Source organism: Flavitalea antarctica, from assembly GCF_054461535.1.
Genome location: NZ_JBTLQG010000009.1, coordinates 145,371 through 166,359 on the forward strand (window position 1 = coordinate 145,371; position 20,989 = coordinate 166,359).

Genomic DNA, 20,989 nt, shown 5'->3' on the forward strand with positions numbered 1-20,989 from the left:
AAGTTTGCAACCCGTGTGTATTAAATAAAGTGTTCTTTTTTGATACCCAATCTTTTCATTTTCGATGTCAGCGTACTTGTAGGAACGCCCAGTATTTCTGCAGCTCCACCCATACCGGATATTTTCCCTTTGCAATGTTTTAGTGTCAAAAGAATATGTCGCCGCTCATTATCGTCAATCGTGGTTAACAGGGGTTCGGGAGCCTTTGCTTCACCTGGCACCTTTCCTTTGGTAGTAGGCAAATGGATTTCCTTGATGGTGTCACCTTCTGTTAATAAAACACTTCTCTCAATGATATGCTCAAGTTCCCTAATATTACCGGGCCAGCTATACTGAATGAATTCCTTCAGTACTTTATTGCTAAAAGTAGTAATTGTTTTGCCTGCCTTTTTTGCAAATCGCTTGATAAAATGCAAGGCAAGAACGGGAATATCTTCTGTGCGGCTTCTTAAAGGGGGCAGGCTAATCGGGAAAATATTAAGCCGGTAGTAAAGGTCGTTTCTGAACTTACCCTCTTCCATCATCTTCTCCAAGTCTCGATTCGTTGCAGCAATGATACGCACATCTACTTTAAAAGGGGTTCGGCCACCAACACGTTCAATTTCTTTTTCCTGTAAAGCCCGAAGCAATTTTACCTGAAGTTCCAAAGGCATTTCTCCTATTTCATCGAGGAAAAGAGTCCCACCATTAGCAATTTCAAATTTTCCGATCCGGCGCTCGGTGGCTCCCGTAAAACTGCCTCGTTCATGCCCAAACAATTCACTTTCGATTAAATTTGCAGGCAGTGCTGCACAATTTACCTTAACCATTAACTTCTGACTTCTTGGAGATCCATTGTGGATGGCCCTTGCAATCAGCTCTTTTCCTGTTCCGGTTTCTCCTAAAATTAAGACGGTACTATCTGATTTAGCTACTTGCGTAACAAGATGGAACACTTTTTTCATTGCGTCGCTGTACCCGATAATATCAGAATAGTTTTGGCTCGTTTCAATTTCTTCCTGGAGATAAATTTTTTCTTCTTCCAGTTGCTGTTTGTAGTGCTCAATTTCATGAAGCTGTCTTTCAACTTTTTCATTCGCAATAATATTGGAAATGGCAATGGCCAATTGAGAACAGATGCTCTTGAAAAGTGGTTTTTTTGTTGCGAACTGATTAGAGGCATCCTGTTTGAAATTCATAACGGCTATAGGCTCTTCACCTAAATGAATAGAAACTCCTGCCATTGTTTCAAGGTTTATATCATTGGCAGCTTTGGCGTAAGAAGGGGGTCTGGTAGAATGCAGCCAATCATCCACTTTAAAAACAACTGGCTCGGTTGAACCCAGAATGACATTAAATACTCCGTCATTTACATCTGATTCCATTTCCACTAACTTTCTGAAATCCGGGTGTGCGGCAAAATCTGCTTCGGGATCAAACAAAACAGGCCAATGCTTTTTTTTGTTTTTGGTGATTGCATGGATTACATAATCTTCAATTGCAAATAAGTTATTTAATTGAGCCTTTAAAATCTTTGCCAGCACATGTTTATCTCTTACCGAAGCAATGGAGTTACTGAATTCCAACAACCTCGACTTTTCCTCCTCTCTGGCTTTTATTTCATTATTGGCTATAAGATTCGATATTGTAATAGCGATTTGTGAACAAATACTTTTTAACAGATGATATTGGTTGGGCGTTAACTCGAAGTCATCATGCCTGAAATTCAAGATAGCAATATCTTCTTGTCCCATCCGGATTCGAACCCCTGTCATTCGCTTTAGCCCAATTGTTTTAGCGGTTTCTGCATACAGGGGTGGGTCTGTTGAACGCGACCATTGTGTAGCATCAAATGTTATAGGTTCCTCAGAGTTTAATATTTGATTAAAGACACCATCATTTACATTAGTCGGAATATGTAGAAGTTGTAGGAACGAAGGATCATTTATAAATGCTGCATCCGGATCGTAAAGCAACGGAATAAATGTTTTTTTATCGGAACTCAATTGATTGATAAGATAATCCTCAATCGAGAACAGATCTTTTAGCTGCTGCTTCAATACCTTTCCAAGTACTTCGTTGTCTTTTACCGAGGCGATGGAATTACTAAAATGTAACAACAAAGATTTCTCCTGTTCGCGGTATTTTATTTCCTGATTGGCAATAATGTTTAATACGGCTATTGAAATTTGATATGACAACCCATCAATAAGTCGCAGTTGGTTTGGTTCTGGCGCTTTTGGTGAGTCGAAAAGGATCATCCACACACCGAAATGGGTTGCACCATCTGAAAACCTTGCTAATACAGCATGGTTAATGCCACTGTCAAAGTTCACCTGAAAATAAAGAGGAAGCTTGGTTTCTTTAGACATCTGTCTCAAATCAAAAACCACAGGTTCCGAAGTGGAAAAGACTTTTGTGAGGACGGCATCATTTATTGAATAGGACTTGGCAGAAGCCTCCGCATAACGTGGATGTTGCTTACTTTTTGCTTCGTTATCCAAAAGAAAGGCACTTAATGTAGATTGATTGTCATTTATTGTCGCAATGACAGTATGTGTAAATCCGAGTAGCTCCCTAAGCTTTCGACTGATAACATTCAGCAGTTCATTGCTGTTGCGTGCCGCCGCAATTTCAATATTTAGGGATAATAATAATTCACGTTCCTTCTCGCGCCTGGAGATTTCTTCATTACGCAAGATGTTAGAAATAGCTACTGCTAATTGAGCACAAACACCTTTCAACAGGTTAGACTTTAAATCTACTTTCGCCCTGCCACCAACATCAAAAAAAACAACTCCTATATCTATCCCGCCAACACGAAGCGCAACACATAAAAGGAACTTAAAATTTACTTCTTTCCAAAAATGAACATATGCAGGGATGCTAGGTATTTTTTCGAGCTCATCAACATCAAGAATAACCGGATCAGGTGAATTCATGATATGACTGAAGACCGGATCATTTACGTCATACTTTTGTGTAGTAATTTTAATAAAGTCAAGATGATACCGCACCGAGTCACCAAGATCCATCATGAAGGCACTATGGCTTTTCCGGTCTTCGCTGATATGCGCTATTCCCAATTTGTTAAATGAAAGAATTGTCTTTATCGTCGGATTGACCTTTTGAAACAGGTCGTCTCTGTTTCTTAAAGCTGCCATATCATTACTGAGCGAAAGAAGTATGGATGTATCTTTCTCTCTTTTTATGATCTCCTCATTTGCCTGAATATTGGAGACGGCCACCGAAATTTGTGCGCTAACGGTTTTAAAAAGGTTCAGCCGTATTTTATCAGCATATCCTGAGATAAGATGAACAATAAGACAACCGAGGTACTTATTGGCTGCATTTAATTTAATACCCATTACCTGCTTCACACCCATCTTCTTCCAAAAGTCCACATAGGCTGCCCGCATTACTTCCAATTCTTCCACATGAAGTAAGACGGGCTCCTCGGCCAGCGTAATCCTGTTAAACACACCATCTTCAGTCGTGTAGGTAGATTTGGTTACTTTATTAAAATCTGCATCATTCTTTATTCGTGCCTCCGACTCTACCACGAAAGGACTATGTGATGTCCCGTCTTCATTCAAAAGAGTGATACCAAAGCCAGTAATAGGAAACAACTGCTTCAACTTCGAATTTAGGACTTGCATCAAATCGCTTTGACTGCGTACAGCAGCAATGGAATTACTCAAGGATAGCAATACTGTCTGCTCATGATTGCTATCTGTGGTATTTTCTTCACTTATAGGCTTATCCGCTTCCGAAAATGAAGAAGAATGCCTGGTTTTAGGCGTGAACTGTTTTTTGATTCCATCCAAAGGTCACTTTTTAATGTGCAAACTTTATCGCTTTGCCTAAATATAAGAATTTCGGCCTTATAGCAGATCAAAAGGCAATTGGAATTTTGGGGCGACTTCAAAGTTTATGTTAGCAATTTATGATACAAACTCTCTGAGGATCTTGTTATGATGGCTTATCAGGATGCCTTTTATAGCATATCTACTTACAGCCACACCGAAAACGATTGATACATAGCCTGACAAATCTTCAAAGCAGTAGTACTCAGTAATTGCCATATACTTCCTATGTATCTGTTTTTTTCGTTGTACCCAGAAGAAGCGGTTACCGTCCATAGCAAAGTCTTCTGTATAACCTCTATCGTGAAGAGATATAATAGTGTCACATTTTCTTAAAGAAGATGTCATTTAAGTTTCTTTTCAAGAACTAAATTAAAACCTTTGTACAATAAGAACTCCCAATATAATTAGCGCAATTCCTAACAGCCTCCATAAACTGAAAGCATGCGGCTGTTCTACAAGAATATTAAAATGGTCTAGTAATACAGAAATAATAACTTGCCCCGCCAACACTAGTCCAAAGGTTAATGCCATGCCTATCCGCGGTAGCGCAAGCATTGTTCCGGTTATAAAAATGGCACCAGTAATACCTCCTCCAACCAGGTAATAAAAACTTGCGGACTTTAAGCTGGTGATCGAAATAGATTCTTTCGTAAATGGGATATAAAATGCCATCGCAATGGCACCAACGATAAAACAGATCATTGACGAATAAAGCGGACTATCAATTGATCGCCCTAATCTGCTGTTTAAACCAGCTTGAAAGGGCAATAGCGCCCCGCAAATGAAAACGATAAGGAGCCAAATAAGTTTCATATCTTAGGTTTAGTGGTCGATCATTGAAAACGTGGCAAGCATTTGCCGGACCATTTGATTTGTAAATTCCCATTCCATCAAAACTGTAAACGCCGCCGCGCCTATTCTCCCGAAGCCATCGATTGGAATATTTTTCATGATTCAATTTTCAGGTTATTTCTTATTGCCCAATAAAGGTGAAGGCTTCTCCTAGCTTTCATTTTGCAATGCAGTTTCTCTTTTTTGATTTTTTACTTCAATTTTTGCGGACTGTAATGATAGGAAAGACAGTAGCGAGTGAGGATATACGGAGATTTTGCTTTATAAGTATTAAGTTAAAGCAGCTTGAGTGGCTTTGCCTAGTAAGGGAGATATAAATTCCTTTAGGCAAGACTTTGGCAGGCAACTGGAATGGGAGTGAGTATTCAGATATAACAACACATTAAATTCAATGGACCTTAAAAAACTCGAACTTTCAATGGGATGGCAATACCCTTAATTACCTCATAATGCTGCTGAATCCTTTAAATCCTGTAGGATTTGGTTCGAGTTTTCAACCCTTGGGGCTGCGAAAACTTTACAAAAGTTCCGGGCTTTCCGGCATTTTCTCTTTTCGTCTTTTTTGGGTGTCGCACAGGTTGCGCCTGGTTTATTCGGGGTTAGCTGCAGTTTTTCCTGACCGGTCTGATATTTTATTTATCTTTGTATGCATAAAAAAGGTTCCGGAAAATCGAAAATTTCTTCCATACCGCAACAAGTAAAGCTTGAGCACCGGATATACCTACAAATGTGCACGCCTTTTAGGTACCAGGCTGCTCATCAACGATCAAACAGTCTGCAGACTGCATTTACTGTGGCGTAATAACTTTTTTTCGATGAGATTTTTTAATGCGCGGTTTTCAATGCTCATCTCAGCGCCGAAGTTTGGGGAAGCCACAAGCCTCTTTGTAAATATTGTCCATAGTCTGGTTCAAAAAGTGTCCTGAAACTTTGACCGAATTTTAATCATCTGATAAACTCAAACTAAGGATAGACATTGTCAATTTGTTTGTTGAATAAATATTATACGTTTTCATCTTCTCGTTAAACAAAATTTAGTACATAATATTTGATTGTCTAATTTGATATGATCGAAATTGACTTTTGTCTCTCACCGGCAGCATTTCAAATCGTCTTGGAATAAACAATGAGAGGGAGGGGTTTCATGCATGGGTAACTCTTAGCGCCGGGATCTCAATAGGATTAGGCAACGGTCGTACTTAGAACTTCTTAAATGGAAACGGTTTGCCCTCCTCTATACCGGGACCACGTAACACGAACTCTGGTTCTGAAAATTGACAACTGATATACTGATGTAGCCAGGTATTATAATAACGAACAATTTTTGACCATGTTAAGATGCTCAATTTTGAAAGTTTTCTTTACTGGGATTCTGTCACTCGCATACATTTTTTCCCAAGCACAGAACACACGGGCAAGCAAAGCACCAGAAAAAATAGTGCTCATGCAGCATTGCTGGCCATGAGCGGCAAACGCAACCCTTACCCCCATGGCAGATTGGGCGTTGTAGAAGAAGGGGCTTATGCCGATTTGATACTAGTTGATGGCAAACCTATTCATAACATAAAACTGCTTGAAGACCCTGAGAAAAATTTTTTACTGATTATGAAAGATGGTGTGATTTATAAAAATGTTTCCAGGTAAATTCAATTCACCCATCCAGTTAATTGCTGCTAACCATATACAGGTATTTTATACCGGAACTACTACTTGTAATTTGCAGCCTATATCTTACTTTTAAAAGAGTTGTAAAAATATGTAGGCTTGAAAGGCAAGGACGGGCAGTTTGGAAAGTTTCTATCCCTACTACCCGTCAGATCTATAAAAGTTGGCTATGCAATCTCAGGTGAAAAAGCTAAAGAATGAACTCAACATCAATTAATGTAGGATGGAAGATAAATTACAACCTTACCGACAGCCAATGGTTAATGTTGCAGGCATTTTGCTGGGGTTCATACTGAACTTTGCGGCTATGTGGATCACCAAAGCATTTATAAGTCATAGACTCAAAGAAATAGTAACCGGAGTTAGTCTTTGCTTATGTATACCGATATTGTTGATTGTTATATATCGGGTATTGAACATGAATTATCCTAAACAAAATACGGTTCTCTATTATCAAAAAACCCTAATGCTTTTTATAATTGGTCTAGCCATTCCGTCCCTCGCAATCATCATAAGCTTAATTGAAAGTTTTATTGTGAACCGATAGGACTTCCTTGTAATTAGGCTCCTTAAGAATCAATTAAAAGTATAAAAACGAATACGACTTATTCGTCAACCATCCGCTGGTATCCCTTGTTGTTCGTACCGGCTCGTCGAATCATTAAGCAAGACATACCCAAACCAATTTATGCCGGAACCACGCACTTTTCCCTTCTACCACTCCATCAATGAATGGCACGCCGCTTTGAGTACCGGGATTCAAACGCTTCACGACGACATTCACATCTTCCGCTATGAAGACGTCATCAATAACGTGGTGCTGGAAACGCCGTACTACAAGGATGCGTTCTTTCACATCACTTTTGCGACCGATATGGATGCGGTACTGCATGTGAATGACAAAGCTTATGAATGCAGGGAAGGTGGCCTTTTTTTCTTTATCTCTCCGGATCAACTCATTCACTGGAAACGAACAAAAAGCAACTGGAAAGGGTTTGTCTTGCTGGTCAAACCCAAATTTCTTACCTATTCCATCCAGGGAAGCTTGCTGCTAAAAGAACTCATCTTGTTTCACCAGGATAAAATCCACGTTACGCCGGTGCCGGAAGCGTCCCGCAGGCAGGTGGAAATTGTTTTTGAAAACATCCTGGAAGAATATTGCAGTAACGAGGAATGGAAGTTTGAGATGATTCGCTCCTACATTAAAATCCTGTTGATTCATGCGCAACGAATTAACCGCAGCACCGCGCTACTGCCGGTGTCAAGAGAAGAAGAACTCCTTTTCAATTTTCAAAGCCTGGTCAATCGTTTTTTTTCGAAACAGCGTTCGGTGTACGAGTATGCCCAACAGCTGAATGTTCATCCGACGCACCTGAGTGAAACAATCAAAAAGAAAACGGGAAAAACCGCGAGCGCTTTTATTCGGCAAAGAGTGCTTCTTGAAGCCCAATGCCTGCTTGCCTACACCAGCCTGGATATCTCACAGATTGCCTACGAGCTGAACTTTGATGAACCATCGAACTTCATGCGTTTTTTTAAAACCTACGAAAAGAAAACGCCGTCTGCATACCGTGCAAGCCTGTCGATGGAAAAAGATTGATAGTTTTTTCTGAAAAATTGATAGTCATCTTAAAGCCTGCTTCGTGAAGCTTTGTAGTAAACGAAAAGTTTATGGCAGCAGTTGGACAAGAAAACATCATAAAAGCAGAAAACATCGGGTGGGTGCCTTTCACGTTACCCGGTTGGAGCGGGGATACTTTGGCCGCATTTCCCAACACTGATATTCAGCAAGCACCTTTTATTGCCATGGCGAAACTGGCCCCCGGTGCCTTTCTTCAACGACACTATCACATAAAAGCTGTCGAGTCTGTTTATGTGGTTGAAGGTGAGCTGATCAACAATGGTGAGAAATTGAACGCTGGCTCTTTTCTGGTGCATGGCCCCGGCGTCGCCCACGGACCGCATACAACAGAGAAAGGCTGTACACTGATGTTTATTCAATACCCCGGGGTAAGCGTTGAAGACAGCGTTTTAGTGTAGAATGTTTATCCAGCATTTCCCGGTCAAGGCAGCTACCTCGATAAATATTTGAAGGCGATTAAACCCTTCTTCTCTTCACCACCTTATTTCAAAAGAAACGATTTACAAACCGTTGTTGAAAGAAATCTTGTGGCCGTGCCTGGCGAAGTAACTGCAACCCATGCCGGCAATCTATTTGGGTGCCGGCAACAAATAAAACGATCCTTTATGACCTGGGATTTTTACCAGATCGAAGATGGAATAATCGTAGCATCCTGGCATATAGCGGGCTGGCTGTAGGTGCTGTCTCAAGTCGGAACAATTAAATCTCAGATAAATTAAACCTAAAAAAATGGAGAATATCAAAAAATCAAATGAAATGGACTATATGCCATTTCCGATCCCCGGAGCTACTATAGATAAGCTGTTTGTAAAACTCCTGAATGTAGAAACGAAATACGGGCCCGTTTTTGCTGAACTTAAAATGGAAGCCGGCGCTTTCATCCCAGCACACATTCACCATAAAACCGAAGAACAACATTATGTACTGGAAGGCGATTTCATTAACGACGGTATCAGCTATGGGCCGGGGGCTTTCTTTGCTCATGACCCAGGGCAAAAGCACGGACCTCACAGCACAAAAAATGGCTGTCGCGTGCTCTTTATTCAACCAAAAGAAGTAGACCCCACCGATTTTGAGATTGCTGAAATCACAGGATAATCTTTCGCAATCCACACCTTTTGATTTATAAGTGCTTTGTATTTCGGCTTTCCACAAATACCATAAGCACTTGATAAAGACTGAAGCCAACCACCACCACTCGCACCGCGTTACCAATAAGCCAGATGATTGACAGGGTATGTAGCCTGTCCTTATTCTGTGCCAGGTCGCCAAAAAAAAGTTTCATATTTAGCTGTGTGACAATTAACGCTGTTACCACAATAGCGATAGATCCGTAAATACCTGCCTTTTTCAATCGCTGCTTTCGTGTGGGATGGCTCGTTTTCCAATACAAGTACCACACAGCAAGGACGGCTAGTTGTGTAAACGGAACATAGTAGTAAATTTGGTTGGTGAGGGTAAAATATCCTTGCCAGGCTTGGAGCGCTGCATAACTGTTTACTAGCTGGTTGGGTGCCAGTACAATCTCTTCGTATAGATTACCATAGAACCAGTGTGCTAAAAAGAAAAGACTGAAAGCCAACATCAAATCGAACGATTTCTCTTTCATTGCCATGTTTGTTTTATACCTCAAAAATGGCGTTGAAACATCCTCAAGAATCTACCAAATGGTAAGAAAACGTATCACTTGAGATTCTTACGAATCCGGCTCAATGAGTTGGGAGTAACCCCTAAAAAAGAAGAAAGGTCTTTTAGCGGTACCCGTTGCAGCAGATCGGATTTTTCCATTGCTTGCCGATACCGTTCTTCCGCTGTGAGCGTTTGATAAGAAATAATGCCATCGACAACTTTAAGAAAAGCATCTTCCCAGACCTCTCTTCCAAACTGTTGCCAAACAGGGTAACTACGATAATATTCTTCCATTTTTTCGGTGGAGATGGCAAGCACAATGCAATCCTCTATAGCTTGGATACTAAACCTGCAAGGCATCTGCTTCTTCAGGCTTGACAGCTCTGTAAAAAAGTCATTTTCCAGGGCAATCCAGCCGGTGATTTTTTCTTCACCGGTATCCATGTAGATGCGCAGTCCACCACGCAGAACAAAGAAATAATCCTTAATAATATGTCCCTGTCTGTGGAGCAACTTTCCTTTCTTTACTGTGATCTCACGAAACCCGGCAAGTATCGTGTCCAAGTCAATTTCTATGATTGGGACTTTGCTTTTGATAAATGTTCGTAACGCTTCCATTGTAAAACTAGTTTGGACATTTCAGAAAGCAGGGGGCTTGTACATTATCTACTGCAGAACGTGCAACACGCGTTGCTTTGAAAACACAAAAGTAAACACGTTCACAAACAGCACAAAAAACGGCTGTCCCATGCTTTTTATTCAACCCAAAGAAGTAGACCCCACCGAATTTGAAATTACACCGTAATACACGGTACAACTAATATTTCTACTTTATTCGCTTGTAAGCAAGCATTACGCAAAAACTGGCGACACATCCTGATAAATCCGGACAGATTCTACAAGGCCGTGATCATTGAGATCTGTGAAAGCGACGGCCTTCACTGTTGCCATTTTGCCGTCTTTGCGCACGTAGTGGTTCTGTGCCTCTAACACATAAGCTGTATCCCTTCCATAGATATTAGTCAGGTCGTGCTCGACACTTCCAAAGGATTGCCAGTAGTAACCCAGGCCTTGAAGGACTGTTTCTTTTCCTTGCATGGGTTGATCGTTGTTGAATTGAACCGAAATATCGTCTGCAAGAAACTTTCCGTAGGTTTCTATGTCTTTGCCATCGATGGCACGCAGGTAAGAAAGATAATTTTCAAAAGCGGCGGCGGAGAGTTGATTGATGCGAAGATTCTGGGTGATCATAACCTTTGTTTTTAGTGTTTTGTGATAATTACATGAACAGCACAAAACTACATTACCACGATCCTGGCCAGTAGAGCAAACTACGGAAAGGCTGGTAGTTTTTTCCGTTACGAACTTCGGTACTCAAGCGGCGTGATGCCCGTTTTATTCTTGAACAGCTTTGTAAAATAAGATGGGTCTTCATACCCCAGCCAATACACGATTTCTTTGATGTTCATCCCGGTTTGTTTCATAAGACTTTTTGCTTCCAGAATGATGTAATCATCTATGGACTGCTTGGCGGATCGTCCTGTTTCCTTTTTTAAAATATCAGAGAGAGTTTTGGGGGTAATCTTCATCTTTTCTGCATAAAAGGAAAGCTCTTTTTCATCTCTGTAATGAGCATGTAACAGGCCCGCAAATTGATTACAAATCTTTTGATTTCGGGTACTTTGATTAACCCCGTCACCTATTACTTGATAGATTTGATCAACCAACTCCAAAAAAGCGAAGAAAATACCTTGACTAACCCTTTTGTTGCTTTTGTAAGCTTGCAGTAATTCTAAAAGGCCGCTTACCTTCCGGTAGTCTGTATCAAGCAGTTTGATCGCATGATTGACACCCGCTTTGAAAAAAACATAGTGCTGTAAAAATCCATTGGCAAAGGGTGGGTCAAAAAAGTCGGGTTTAAAAAAGATGGTGTGGTTAATTGCCTGCCAGTCATTCTTTGTCCAACTGCGGACAATTCCAGGCCCTACAACGCTTAGGGTTTTGTCCACTATGTCGTATTCATTGACCCCAACCCGCAATCGGCAATCACCTTTGTGCATGAGTGCTACTACGTAGAAATAGCTCCGGTAAGGATAGTCGATGTTTCCGCCTTTCGCAAAGTCCTTTTCTGTTGCTATAAAGAAGGTGCCAGATGGATCACTTGCTCCAAGGACTTTCTGAAGGTACTGGTGAAATTGAAAATTATGAGGGAGTTCTCTTTTCATCGTCTTGTGGCCATTATTGCTGGTGAATGCTATCAACTGACAATTGTAACTCAGACAAAAAAAAATGACATTTTGAAGGTTTAGTTGATGAACTTTTATGAAAGATAGACATTAAACAAAATGTTTTCCACCCCCGGGGCTTCTTTGGGCCTGTGTAGGAGCAGGTGAGCTGATTTGATGAGAAGGGTCGGCCAATTCCAGATTTGATAACAAGTGCTGAACCATCCGAATGAACAAATAAGACAGGTGTCGTGATGCTTTGCCCATCACAATTGCTGTTTAGTGTTTTAGATATAAATCGGTAAAAAAATTAAACATTTTTCAAAGAGCCACATTTAAATAGCAGCGCGTATAAAAAGAAAGCAAATCATTTTATATAATGTCGTCTTTAAAATAACTTCAACTGAAATGCTCGGATATGGCTTGGGGCAGACTTACTAGTTGATGGATAAACTGAGGTAAAGAAAAATTGGGGTCTAGGTTTCTGTTTGATTCTGTAAAGGAAAAAATAAGTTGAAAGATGATTTGAGAAATTGAAAACAATAACGACCATACAGGACTACTGCAAGGAAATAAATATTCCTTTCCCCAGGCATCCCTATTTCGACATCAGGAGGTTTGAGGACAATATGAAAACGGTCAATCCGAAACAGCCACCATTCCGGCACGAGTTTTACGCGGTCGCTTTAAGAAACTGGGGCGATAATCGGGAGGTGAACGGCAGATTCCTCAGCAGCAATTTGTTTTTTAATTCTCCTTATCAAATCATCACCTGGGAGATTGAATTGGATTGGCAAGGGTGGTACATTATCTTCGACCGTGAGTTTCTGGGATTAAATCCATGTTGGAAAAACTTCATAATTGACTTTCCCTTCTTTCGACTGGACACGGTTTCTCCGATGAATTTACCAATGGAAGATGCCCGACTTGCCAATGGAATCTTTCAACAAATTTTTGACGAATATCATTCGAACAACAAAGACAAGTTCCTTTTCATTCAATCATTTACCCAGCTTTTGCTGCTGATTACAAAACGGTATTTCGACAAATCGGAATCAAAGAGCAGCGGTAACCAAGACAACAGAACAGCCGACATTCTGCTGGTTTCCCGTTTTCAGTCACTTGTTGAAACGCTTCTGACAGATGAAGCAGCAACGCAGAACATTCGCTATCCTTCTTATTATGCGGAAAAACTGCGGGTTCATCCCAACCATTTGAATGCCGTAGTTAAGAGAATTACTGGCAAAACCGTAACAAATATCATTCACAATCAACTTATTGTTTTAGCAAAGTCGCTATTGAGGCAAACGGACCTTACTGCGAAAGAAATTGCTTTCCGGCTTTCTTTCCGAGAGCCAACCCACTTCAACTCTTTCTTTAAAAAAGGAACGTATTTCACGCCCCAACAGTACCGGGAAAACCACACCCTTTGAATTTTGTCATTCTTGCTTTGAGCGCCGTTATCTTACTCCGTTAACATAACAGCATCTTTGTGTTATCACCTCAAACAGCAAAATCTAAAAGCAATGAAGCAAAAAGTACAATTCAACAGCGATGGCTTGGTACTGGTCGGAAACCTTTATACACCAACCGATTTTGACCAAAAAAAGAAATATCCTGCCGTTGTCGTAGGAGGTTCATTAACATCGGTGAAAGAACAAATGTCAGGGACATATGCTGAGAAATTAGCAGAACACGATATTGTTGCCTTAGCATTTGATTACCGGAACTTCGGAGAGAGCGAAGGGCAACCCAGACAGTATGAAGATCCAGCTTTAAAGTCAAAAGACCTCCAATCTGCTGTTACTTTTCTACTGTCTCTTCCGTACGTACGGGGGGTGGGCGCTTTGGGTGTTTGTACGACAGGAGGAAATGTTGCTTACCTGGCTGCTGAAGATGACCGTATAAAGGCAATTGCAACCGTAGTAGCCTGGCTTCCTGACGCCGACGTACTTCCAATGCTTTACGGGAGTGAAGACAATATCGAAGCTTTACGAAAAGCAGGCGCAGAAGCAAAAAAAGAATTCGCAATTTCCGGCAACAACAAAATCATTCCTGCATACAGCAATACCGACAAATCCGCATCACATGTGGGGCCGATGGAATACTATATGGACAAGACCAGGGGCGGGGGCGTCAAAGAATGGAAGAATGAGTTTGCCGTCATGAGTTGGGAAAGCTGGCTTGACTTTGACCCCATCCCTAAAGCAACAACTATTTCAACGCCGTTTATGATGTTTCATTCCGATGGCTGTGCACTTCCGGATAACGCAAAGAAGTTTTATAACCTGCTAAAGGGAGAAAAAGAACTGGTGTGGGGCGACGGCTATCATTTCGACTACTATGATCAGCCAAAACAGGTGGCGGCTGCCGTAGAAAAAGTCAGTGCTTTCTTTAAAAATCAACTGATAAAGTCATGATAAGCAGGATAAGTCCTGGTGATACCGGGAAGCCTGGTGGGATGCAAACAAACATCTGATAACAAAAAAGATCTTACAACATGGATCGATCACTGGTTGAAAAGAATAAAAAAGTAGTGGACAATTTCTTCGTTGCATTGGAAACACAAAAGTTTGAAATGCTGAATGAGGTGTTTGCCGAAAATGGGAAACAACTAAATCCATACTCGCCTGAAGGATTCCCTAAGAGTTTCGATGGTGCAGAGGGGATTTATAAACAATACAGTGGGCTTACTGCCAACTTCGGACAGATGAAATTTCCCAGGCAAATATTTGCCACCGAGGACCCCAACTTTTTCTTTGTAAAGTTTAGGGGTGAAATCGAGATAAAGGCAGGAGGCAAGTATGAGAACGATTACCTCGGAACATTTAAATTAGAAAACGGCAAAGTGATTGAATACACCGAATACTTCAACCAAATTGTAATGGCAAAAGCATTTGGCATTACACTAAAATAATTCCAGTATAGACCTCGAAAAACTCGAATTTTCGACGGTCGGTTTTACTCGGTAATTCGCAATAGGGGAAACAAATCGGGTAAATCCTGGAGCAAAAAGTTCGAGGTTTCAACGCTCGGGGCTACTTGTGAGTAATACAAAGGTCTTCTTCAAAGGCTTATTTTCTTTGGATTCTATTGCCTGGGGAGGCGCCTATTTTTTCTCAGAGGGCAAATTGAAAAATTATGAGACATTAGGGCATGGGAAATATCGCTTATCAGCTGCAGTCCGGGCTGAACGAACATAACCAGGCTTTGGAATATACAATCAGCTTTCTATCTTTACCCAGCGACAGTGCATGGCTGAAACAACAGAGAAAATCAGCACAGCAGAAAGCCCTGCTCGTTGGGCAGCATATTATGACACCTCTCGGTAAACTTATTTTTTCGACACTACCTATCTTATGCATGGGTTGTGGTAATTCATCAACGAACGCCGCAGCTGGGGGGAAACCATTGATCGCTAAAGACACCACAAGCGAGATAGAGAGGAAAAACACTTTATTTGTATTTGTTGGAGAGAGGATTGAAACTGCTTCCATCCCGCACAAACCAGGTGATTTTGATAATGGAGTGAGAGCAAAATACAGAATCCTCCAACCCGTTTATGGAAATTACAAGAAAGATGTCATCGAATTTGAAGCCTATGATCATTACGGGACACCGGAATTTATAAAATACAAAACCGTTTTGCTTTTTGTTTCAGAATATAAAGGAAAGTTCTATCAAGAGAAATACATGTTCGACCCTCTAGCTAAAACAAAAGACGGACGTTGGGCAGGACCTTACTCAAGTGAATACGCGCATCCGTATAATAAGCACACGACTGTGAAACCGGAAAAGGTTGACTTTGTTGAACAGATTTTTTTCCCCACCAGAATTAAGAACAACGACGGCAAGGAATTTACTCTTACTTATCAAGAGCCATATTTTAAGACCGTTGGTGATAGTGCCATCGCGGTTTACGGGAACTACATCCCAGAGCTTTTTAAGCTTAAAAAGGAGGGAGTTTTGACAGCGAGAGAATTGTTCCCAGGTAAGAGCGAAAAAGAGGCAGAGCTAGAAAAAACCACGGACGCTATCGATGACTATTAGGCCGCAGTGAGAGACAAAGTCCTGCCGATAAAATCGTTTTGCAAACTGGTGGCTGATGAATAATTGCTAGACGATAGGAGAACGATTGACCCTCCGATTCTTTGAAAAACGTCCAGCCGACCGAAGCTGGCATGAACAGTTATTGTTCTTGTAGCGACAGGTATTTGGATCTGAAACCGGAAGGTGATTCACCGGTCTTTAATTGAAACAGGCGACTGAAGTAAGCAGGGTCTTCATAGCCTAAGTCATATGCAATTTCCTTTGCCGACAGAGAAGTGTGTACGAGTAGTCTTTTGGCTTCTAAGATCAAACGGCTTTTGATAACCTCATTCGGTTGCGGCAGATTAAGCCGTTTAAACTTATGCGTTAGTGTTTTTGCAGCCATTAAGAGAAGATCAGCATAATCGGCAACACTGTGTTTTTCTTTGTAATGTTTTTCTACCAAAAGCGTGAAGCGCCGAAAAAACTCCAGTTCATTGTTTTGCTGCATCGTCACGTTGTTAAGATGCTGCTTTTTCCACAAACGGGTAGACTTGATAAATAGCTGCTTCAAATAGGTGCGGAGCATTTCTTCCTGTGACGACTCATTCACTTCAAACTCATCTTCGATTTGTGTGAAAAGATAGTTGATAAAACTTGCTTCTTCTTCCGCCAGGGAGGTCATTGGCATATTATTAATGTTGTTAAACAACAAACCATCGCAGGCTACTTCTTCATCATGGATCTGAATGCAATAGAAATCCCGGTTGTAAAAAATAAGATGACCCGGTTGAATTCCAAAGCTATCGATGTGCAAAAACTGGTTTGGACTGATAAAGAAAAGCGATGGTCTCTCCGTGCTGTAAAATTTAAAATCAACTTTGAGGCGATACCCTTTTGGCAAGTAAAGCACTTTGATGTAGGACTTGTATTCTTCTAAATTAATGCGGGATGCATTTTCACTCTCTACCCGAAGGAGTCCAATCTTTTTCAAACCTGCATCAAATAGTTTTTGGTGGGCCATGGTGTTGCTAAAATAATTTAATTCTTAGATAAGCTTATTCTTTCGTACTAAAAGACCTGCGGAGCTGTACCGCCTCCGCAGGTCGCTATTATTATTGTTATTTATCCCTTTGCAAACTTTTCCAGTTCTGTGTTGAATTTTTCCATCTCTTCCACAAACAGGGCATGACCACTTTTTTCAAATTTTACGATGTAAGAGTTTTTTATTCCTTTGTTGAGTTGTTCAGCGAAGACAAAATCACAAAGCTTGTCTTGAGTACCATGAAAAATGGCCACCGGAATTTTGATCTTTGATAATTCAGGGCGCAGATCAAGATCACGTAAGGCGGTAATAGACTCGGTGATGGCATAAGGAGAAGCTTCCAGGTTCATGTTTTCCAACCATTTTTCTACGTTCTTCGAGATACCGCCCTCCTTTGCTGGAAAACCAGCGCCAAAGCTTGCAATCAGATCTTGTCTGCTGGTCATGGTGGCTTTTATCAATCCTTCTGCACCTTCATCCGATATTCCATATGGAAAGCCATCACGCTGTTTCCAGGAGGGCGCTGCCGCAGCAAACAAAGCCAGTTTACTTACATGTGCAGCATTGTATTTTGTTATGTAATGAAGAACAACGGCACCACCCATCGAAAAGCCGCCCAACGTTGCATTCCTGATGTTCAATTTTTCCAGCACTGTTTTAATATCATCCGAAAAAACATCAAAGTTGTATTTCCCATAAGGCTTATCTGATTGACCAAACCCTCTGAGTGTAATGCCAATTACCCGAAATCCCTCCCGTACCAGGTACTGATACTGGTATTCATACATTGCGTCGCTGAGAGGCCATCCGTGGACCAGTACTATAGGTTGTCCTTCTCCCAAATCGGTTACATGGAGGCGTACATTTTTTTCTACTTCAATGTAATCTTCTCTACCCAGGGCCGCTGGTACTCTTTTCCCTTGCGCAAAAAGGGCTTGTGTCGAAATGAGGATGATCAAAAGGCTGAAGCTGGAAATGATTGTTTTCATTGTTTTGTTTTTTTGTGTTATCAAATCAGTGTTTTTGTTTGTTGTTTGATAGCACAAAGTTGGTTCAATTATACAGGCAAGTAAATGGACAAAAGAGGACGATCCTTGTATTTTTTTCCCTGAGCGGAATTTAATGGGTGAGCCATTCCTTTTTAGCCTGTAATTTTCAATGACTGTATCAATTCATCAACGATATGCAAATGATAAGTCATTACAATTGGACTTCCGGGAAACGTTCCTGAGACTTCTGCTTTTAACAGGCTTTCCGGCCCAATTTCTTCAAAGCCCACAGGCTTCATGACAGCCTTGTATCGTTCATTGGCATCAGCAATCCAATGTTCTTTTCTTTTCTTCCGGTGTGGGTTTTTCCCTCATCAAACACCACTGCTGTTTCAGAAAAACAATCTGCATAGGCTGTGCTGTCAAAATCGTTTTGTGCTTTAACTAAATTGGCCAATACTTTTGGTAAGTTCATTTTGTCGGTTTTTATTACTGATTAGATAGTTGGCACGGTTCCTCCATCGATGACGAAATTTGTTCCTGTCAAGTAGTTGGCTCTGGGTGAAACCAAAAAGCCAACCAATTCGGCTACTTCTTCCGGTTCGGCGGGCCTGCCGTAAGGGATTCCACCCAATGCATTCATGACACCTTGCCGGGCTTCTTCAACAGTACTACTTGCATTTCTTGCAATCTCGCCCAGCCAGGCTTTCGATGCTGTTGTGTTTATCCACCCTGGCGAAACAGTTAGCACGCGCACACCTTTTGGGGTAACTTCATTGGATAAACTCTTACTGTAATTGATCAATCCTGCCTTTGCAGCCGCATAAGGCAGTGTAGAATCGTACAGAGGCAGTTTGCCCTGAATGGATGCAATGTGAATAATTACACCGCTTTTTTGTTCAATCATTTGCGGTAAAAATCCTCTGTCCAGTCGAACGGGTGCCAACAGGTTCGCCTGCAGTGTTGATTCCCAATCTTTATCCGTTAACGCGGTGAAACCGCCAGCCGGTGTTTCGGAAGAACCGAGGTTGTTTACAAGAATATCCAGCCTCCCAAATTTAGACAGCACCTCGCTTGTTACTTTTTGTGCTCCTTCTGCTTTACTTAGATCCGCGGCAATAAAATGTAGTTGGCTGTTTTCTTTTCCGGGTGGGTTCCTTGCCGTGATGATAACCGTAGCGCCAGCCTGTAAAAGCCGTTCTGCAATAGCTTTTCCTGCTCCTTTTGTACCGCCTGTTACTAAAGCAATTTTGCCTGATAGTTCATCGTTGAAATGAAATGGTTCCATGGTTAACTCTTTTGTTTTAATATTGATGATAGGTCAAAATTGAGGCGTAAATGAGATCTGAACAAGTACGGAATTACGATTCGTATAGGGATAAATTTCTCCCCTACTTCACTTAATTGGACATAGGTATACCTTTGCAACATGTACAAGAAAAAAACAACACCGAACTTAAATTGCGGCCTTGATCTGATAGGTGAAGTCCTTTACGGCAAGTGGAAAATCCGTTTGCTTTGGTTCATCAATGAGGGTCACAAACGGCCAAGCGAACTGCAACGAAAAATTCCGGATGCAACAAGGCGTGTGTTGAATATGCAGCTAAAAGAACTAGAAGACCACGAATTGGTTATGAGAAAAATTTATCCCGTTGTACCACCGAAAGTGGAATACAGTTTAACTGAATTTGGTAAAACCTTGATCCCGGTGATTGCCGCACTTGGACAATGGGGTAATGCACACGAAGACCGTTTGCGGGATTTGATTCTAAAACAGGTTGGAAGTTCTGCCTTAGATTAAGGTCAAGTGCATCTTTGGCTGTTGATAAGCCACCCGGGCTTCCCCGGCAAGAGCCATTCATTCCATATGGCATTTGCTTGTGGATTACATAGTTGGCACCGAACCCTACCGAAGGCAAGCGGAATGTTTGAGGTATCTCACTCTCAGGATCGTTGTTAAGCGATTCCTTATACTTCTCACCTAACCTCAAGCCGCATCTTTTTGTGCGGTGGAGGAAAGGCCTGATTGAGTCTTGTCAGATCTTTTTCCGTAAGTGTGATATCCAGGGCACGGCGATTTTCTTCTACATGCTTTATAGTGCCTGATTTAGGGATTACAATTACCTTCTGATGAAGCAGCCATGCCAGGGCCACCTGTGCCGGACTTGCTTGATGTGCCCCTGCAACCAGCGTTAATGCCGGATGTTCGAGCATATTCCTGCGGTCTTCGGGCGAATGTTCTAAAGGCGAATAGGCCATGATAGGAATGGCGCGCTCACGGCACAAGGGCACAAGGTCGTATTCGATACCCCGGTTTGCAAGATTATACAGAACCTGGTCAGTAACTATTCCATCACCTCCGGGTAACTGCAGTGCCTCCTTCATATCAGCCGTATCGAAATTGCTTACACCGTAATCTATAATATACCCCTGATCCCTGAGATACGTTAAACCCTCCAATGTATCATCAAGTGGTATTCCCCCACGCCAGTGCAGCAGGTATAAGTTTAAGTAATCAGTCTTTAGCCGTTTCAGGCTTCGATGGCAGGCATCTATTACACCCTGGCTAGTGGCATGGTGTGGAAGTACCTTACTCACAAGGTAAACTTCTTTACGACGGCCTTCTATGGCCTGGCCTACCAGCTCTTCAGCGGCTCCATCTCCATACATTTCAGCAGTATCAATGAGCGTTAAGCCCAGGTCTAAGCCCCTTTGAAGGGCGGCAAGTTCTGCATCCCGCCTGGATGCTATTTCTCCCATCAGCCATGTGCCCTGGCCGAATACAGGTATCGATCTGCCTGACGGAAGTTTTATTGTTCGTTTACCTGCATTTGATGTGCCCATGGTTGCCTGTTTTGTGTCGTAAAACGCTCTGTCTGCAATAGCGACAGATAATGTAGTTGTCTCATATTTTAAGCCAGATAATTAATACCTGTTTTCTCTGTCATTATTACCGTTCTGCAGAATTTCCTTTCGACCTGCGCGGTCTGATGTCTTGTACAGGTAATGGCCGGTCAACGGTATTTTCTAGTGAAATTTCCGGGCGCCATGGGCTTGTATTTACT

Annotated in this window: 22 protein-coding genes; 10 read left to right on the forward strand and 12 right to left on the reverse strand. The window is 41.6% G+C overall.

The annotated features are described in order from the left end of the window. Positions 1-20: 20 nt before the first annotated feature. From ACX0G7_RS11365 to ACX0G7_RS11375, 3 genes are all read right to left on the reverse strand, one after another. Positions 21-3,806, reverse strand: coding sequence for a sigma 54-interacting transcriptional regulator (locus ACX0G7_RS11365; RefSeq protein WP_458923590.1), 3,786 nt, complete (start codon positions 3,804-3,806; stop codon positions 21-23). 411 nt (positions 3,807-4,217) lie between these two features. Continuing rightward, on the reverse strand, positions 4,218-4,661 hold the full coding sequence (locus tag ACX0G7_RS11370; protein WP_458923591.1) for a DMT family transporter: 444 nt from the start codon (positions 4,659-4,661) through the stop codon (positions 4,218-4,220). Between the two features lie 9 nt (positions 4,662-4,670). Then, positions 4,671-4,799 carry a hypothetical protein gene (locus ACX0G7_RS11375; protein ID WP_458923592.1) on the reverse strand — a complete coding sequence of 43 codons (129 nt, stop codon included), beginning with the start codon at positions 4,797-4,799 and terminating at the stop codon, positions 4,671-4,673. 1,239 nt (positions 4,800-6,038) lie between these two features. Here ACX0G7_RS11375 and ACX0G7_RS11380 point away from each other — a divergent pair. The 5 genes from ACX0G7_RS11380 (at position 6,039) to ACX0G7_RS11400 (ending at position 9,105) form a co-directional block, all read left to right on the forward strand. Next, entirely contained in the window at positions 6,039-6,344 is a 306-nt protein-coding gene (locus ACX0G7_RS11380; protein ID WP_458923593.1) for a hypothetical protein, read from the forward strand. Between the two features lie 709 nt (positions 6,345-7,053). Next, positions 7,054-7,965 (forward strand): helix-turn-helix domain-containing protein, encoded by a 912-nt coding sequence (locus ACX0G7_RS11385; protein WP_458923594.1) that lies wholly within the window; start codon positions 7,054-7,056, stop codon positions 7,963-7,965. Between the two features lie 71 nt (positions 7,966-8,036). After that, the gene (locus ACX0G7_RS11390) at positions 8,037-8,405 is read left to right on the forward strand and encodes a cupin domain-containing protein (protein WP_458923595.1); all 369 of its coding nucleotides are present in this window, start codon (positions 8,037-8,039) and stop codon (positions 8,403-8,405) included. A 48-nt stretch (positions 8,406-8,453) separates the two neighbouring features. Beyond that, on the forward strand, positions 8,454-8,684 hold the full coding sequence (locus ACX0G7_RS11395; RefSeq protein ID WP_458923596.1) for a hypothetical protein: 231 nt from the start codon (positions 8,454-8,456) through the stop codon (positions 8,682-8,684). A 52-nt stretch (positions 8,685-8,736) separates the two neighbouring features. Further along, entirely contained in the window at positions 8,737-9,105 is a 369-nt protein-coding gene (locus ACX0G7_RS11400; RefSeq protein WP_458923597.1) for a cupin domain-containing protein, read from the forward strand. Between the two features lie 25 nt (positions 9,106-9,130). Here ACX0G7_RS11400 and ACX0G7_RS11405 read toward each other — a convergent pair whose 3' ends face one another. The 4 genes from ACX0G7_RS11405 to ACX0G7_RS11420 form a co-directional block, all read right to left on the reverse strand. Beyond that, positions 9,131-9,616: a hypothetical protein gene (locus ACX0G7_RS11405; RefSeq protein ID WP_458923598.1), complete on the reverse strand. Its 486-nt coding sequence runs from the start codon at positions 9,614-9,616 to the stop codon at positions 9,131-9,133. A 74-nt stretch (positions 9,617-9,690) separates the two neighbouring features. Then, positions 9,691-10,254, reverse strand: a complete 564-nt coding sequence (locus tag ACX0G7_RS11410) for a Crp/Fnr family transcriptional regulator (RefSeq protein WP_458923599.1) — start codon at positions 10,252-10,254, stop codon at positions 9,691-9,693. A gap of 234 nt (positions 10,255-10,488) precedes the next feature. After that, positions 10,489-10,887, reverse strand: a complete 399-nt coding sequence (locus ACX0G7_RS11415) for a nuclear transport factor 2 family protein (RefSeq protein WP_458923600.1) — start codon at positions 10,885-10,887, stop codon at positions 10,489-10,491. A 107-nt stretch (positions 10,888-10,994) separates the two neighbouring features. Then, on the reverse strand, positions 10,995-11,861 hold the full coding sequence (locus ACX0G7_RS11420; protein WP_458923601.1) for a helix-turn-helix domain-containing protein: 867 nt from the start codon (positions 11,859-11,861) through the stop codon (positions 10,995-10,997). Between the two features lie 533 nt (positions 11,862-12,394). On the opposite strand from ACX0G7_RS11420, the gene ACX0G7_RS11425 reads away from it, so the two are divergent. The 4 genes from ACX0G7_RS11425 to ACX0G7_RS11440 all read left to right on the forward strand — a co-directional run bounded on the left by ACX0G7_RS11425 (position 12,395) and on the right by ACX0G7_RS11440 (position 15,911). Next, a complete protein-coding gene (locus tag ACX0G7_RS11425; RefSeq protein WP_458923602.1) occupies positions 12,395-13,294 on the forward strand; it encodes a helix-turn-helix domain-containing protein in 900 nt (299 codons plus the stop codon). Positions 13,295-13,351: 57 nt separating this feature from the next. Continuing rightward, complete coding sequence (locus ACX0G7_RS11430) at positions 13,352-14,281, forward strand: alpha/beta hydrolase (protein ID WP_458923603.1); 930 nt, start codon at positions 13,352-13,354, stop codon at positions 14,279-14,281. 80 nt (positions 14,282-14,361) lie between these two features. Next, a complete protein-coding gene (locus ACX0G7_RS11435) occupies positions 14,362-14,778 on the forward strand; it encodes a nuclear transport factor 2 family protein (RefSeq protein ID WP_458923604.1) in 417 nt (138 codons plus the stop codon). Between the two features lie 239 nt (positions 14,779-15,017). Beyond that, a complete protein-coding gene (locus tag ACX0G7_RS11440) occupies positions 15,018-15,911 on the forward strand; it encodes a hypothetical protein (protein WP_458923605.1) in 894 nt (297 codons plus the stop codon). Between the two features lie 139 nt (positions 15,912-16,050). On the opposite strand, the gene ACX0G7_RS11445 is transcribed toward ACX0G7_RS11440, so the two are convergent. From ACX0G7_RS11445 to ACX0G7_RS11460, 4 genes are all read right to left on the reverse strand, one after another. Continuing rightward, entirely contained in the window at positions 16,051-16,914 is an 864-nt protein-coding gene (locus ACX0G7_RS11445) for a helix-turn-helix domain-containing protein (protein ID WP_458923606.1), read from the reverse strand. Between the two features lie 101 nt (positions 16,915-17,015). Beyond that, positions 17,016-17,924 (reverse strand): alpha/beta fold hydrolase, encoded by a 909-nt coding sequence (locus tag ACX0G7_RS11450; protein WP_458923607.1) that lies wholly within the window; start codon positions 17,922-17,924, stop codon positions 17,016-17,018. A gap of 295 nt (positions 17,925-18,219) precedes the next feature. Next, positions 18,220-18,399 carry a hypothetical protein gene (locus ACX0G7_RS11455; RefSeq protein ID WP_458923608.1) on the reverse strand — a complete coding sequence of 60 codons (180 nt, stop codon included), beginning with the start codon at positions 18,397-18,399 and terminating at the stop codon, positions 18,220-18,222. Positions 18,400-18,420: 21 nt separating this feature from the next. After that, positions 18,421-19,212: an SDR family oxidoreductase gene (locus ACX0G7_RS11460; protein ID WP_458923609.1), complete on the reverse strand. Its 792-nt coding sequence runs from the start codon at positions 19,210-19,212 to the stop codon at positions 18,421-18,423. Between the two features lie 141 nt (positions 19,213-19,353). Here ACX0G7_RS11460 and ACX0G7_RS11465 point away from each other — a divergent pair, with 141 nt between their 5' ends. Further along, entirely contained in the window at positions 19,354-19,725 is a 372-nt protein-coding gene (locus ACX0G7_RS11465) for a winged helix-turn-helix transcriptional regulator (RefSeq protein ID WP_458923610.1), read from the forward strand. Positions 19,726-19,901: 176 nt separating this feature from the next. Here ACX0G7_RS11465 and ACX0G7_RS11470 read toward each other — a convergent pair whose 3' ends face one another. Beyond that, a complete protein-coding gene (locus ACX0G7_RS11470) occupies positions 19,902-20,768 on the reverse strand; it encodes an aldo/keto reductase (protein WP_458923611.1) in 867 nt (288 codons plus the stop codon). Positions 20,769-20,989 lie beyond the last annotated feature (221 nt).

What these genes read in the sequence shown, in the direction of transcription:
- ACX0G7_RS11385 (WP_458923594.1), top strand. Translation starts at nt 7,054, where the DNA reads ATGCCGGAACCACGCACTTTTCCCTTCTACCACTCCATCAATGAATGG.
- ACX0G7_RS11390 (WP_458923595.1), top strand. Translation starts at nt 8,037, where the DNA reads ATGGCAGCAGTTGGACAAGAAAACATCATAAAAGCAGAAAACATCGGG.
- ACX0G7_RS11375 (WP_458923592.1), bottom strand. Translation starts at nt 4,799, where the DNA reads ATGAAAAATATTCCAATCGATGGCTTCGGGAGAATAGGCGCGGCGGCG.
- ACX0G7_RS11420 (WP_458923601.1), bottom strand. Translation starts at nt 11,861, where the DNA reads ATGAAAAGAGAACTCCCTCATAATTTTCAATTTCACCAGTACCTTCAG.
- ACX0G7_RS11380 (WP_458923593.1), top strand. Translation starts at nt 6,039, where the DNA reads ATGCTCAATTTTGAAAGTTTTCTTTACTGGGATTCTGTCACTCGCATA.
- ACX0G7_RS11405 (WP_458923598.1), bottom strand. Translation starts at nt 9,616, where the DNA reads ATGAAAGAGAAATCGTTCGATTTGATGTTGGCTTTCAGTCTTTTCTTT.
- ACX0G7_RS11465 (WP_458923610.1), top strand. Translation starts at nt 19,354, where the DNA reads ATGTACAAGAAAAAAACAACACCGAACTTAAATTGCGGCCTTGATCTG.
- ACX0G7_RS11400 (WP_458923597.1), top strand. Translation starts at nt 8,737, where the DNA reads ATGGAGAATATCAAAAAATCAAATGAAATGGACTATATGCCATTTCCG.
- ACX0G7_RS11440 (WP_458923605.1), top strand. Translation starts at nt 15,018, where the DNA reads ATGGGAAATATCGCTTATCAGCTGCAGTCCGGGCTGAACGAACATAAC.
- ACX0G7_RS11370 (WP_458923591.1), bottom strand. Translation starts at nt 4,661, where the DNA reads ATGAAACTTATTTGGCTCCTTATCGTTTTCATTTGCGGGGCGCTATTG.
- ACX0G7_RS11460 (WP_458923609.1), bottom strand. Translation starts at nt 19,212, where the DNA reads ATGGAACCATTTCATTTCAACGATGAACTATCAGGCAAAATTGCTTTA.
- ACX0G7_RS11415 (WP_458923600.1), bottom strand. Translation starts at nt 10,887, where the DNA reads ATGATCACCCAGAATCTTCGCATCAATCAACTCTCCGCCGCCGCTTTT.
- ACX0G7_RS11470 (WP_458923611.1), bottom strand. Translation starts at nt 20,768, where the DNA reads ATGGGCACATCAAATGCAGGTAAACGAACAATAAAACTTCCGTCAGGC.
- ACX0G7_RS11445 (WP_458923606.1), bottom strand. Translation starts at nt 16,914, where the DNA reads ATGGCCCACCAAAAACTATTTGATGCAGGTTTGAAAAAGATTGGACTC.
- ACX0G7_RS11455 (WP_458923608.1), bottom strand. Translation starts at nt 18,399, where the DNA reads ATGAACTTACCAAAAGTATTGGCCAATTTAGTTAAAGCACAAAACGAT.
- ACX0G7_RS11410 (WP_458923599.1), bottom strand. Translation starts at nt 10,254, where the DNA reads ATGGAAGCGTTACGAACATTTATCAAAAGCAAAGTCCCAATCATAGAA.
- ACX0G7_RS11450 (WP_458923607.1), bottom strand. Translation starts at nt 17,924, where the DNA reads ATGAAAACAATCATTTCCAGCTTCAGCCTTTTGATCATCCTCATTTCG.
- ACX0G7_RS11435 (WP_458923604.1), top strand. Translation starts at nt 14,362, where the DNA reads ATGGATCGATCACTGGTTGAAAAGAATAAAAAAGTAGTGGACAATTTC.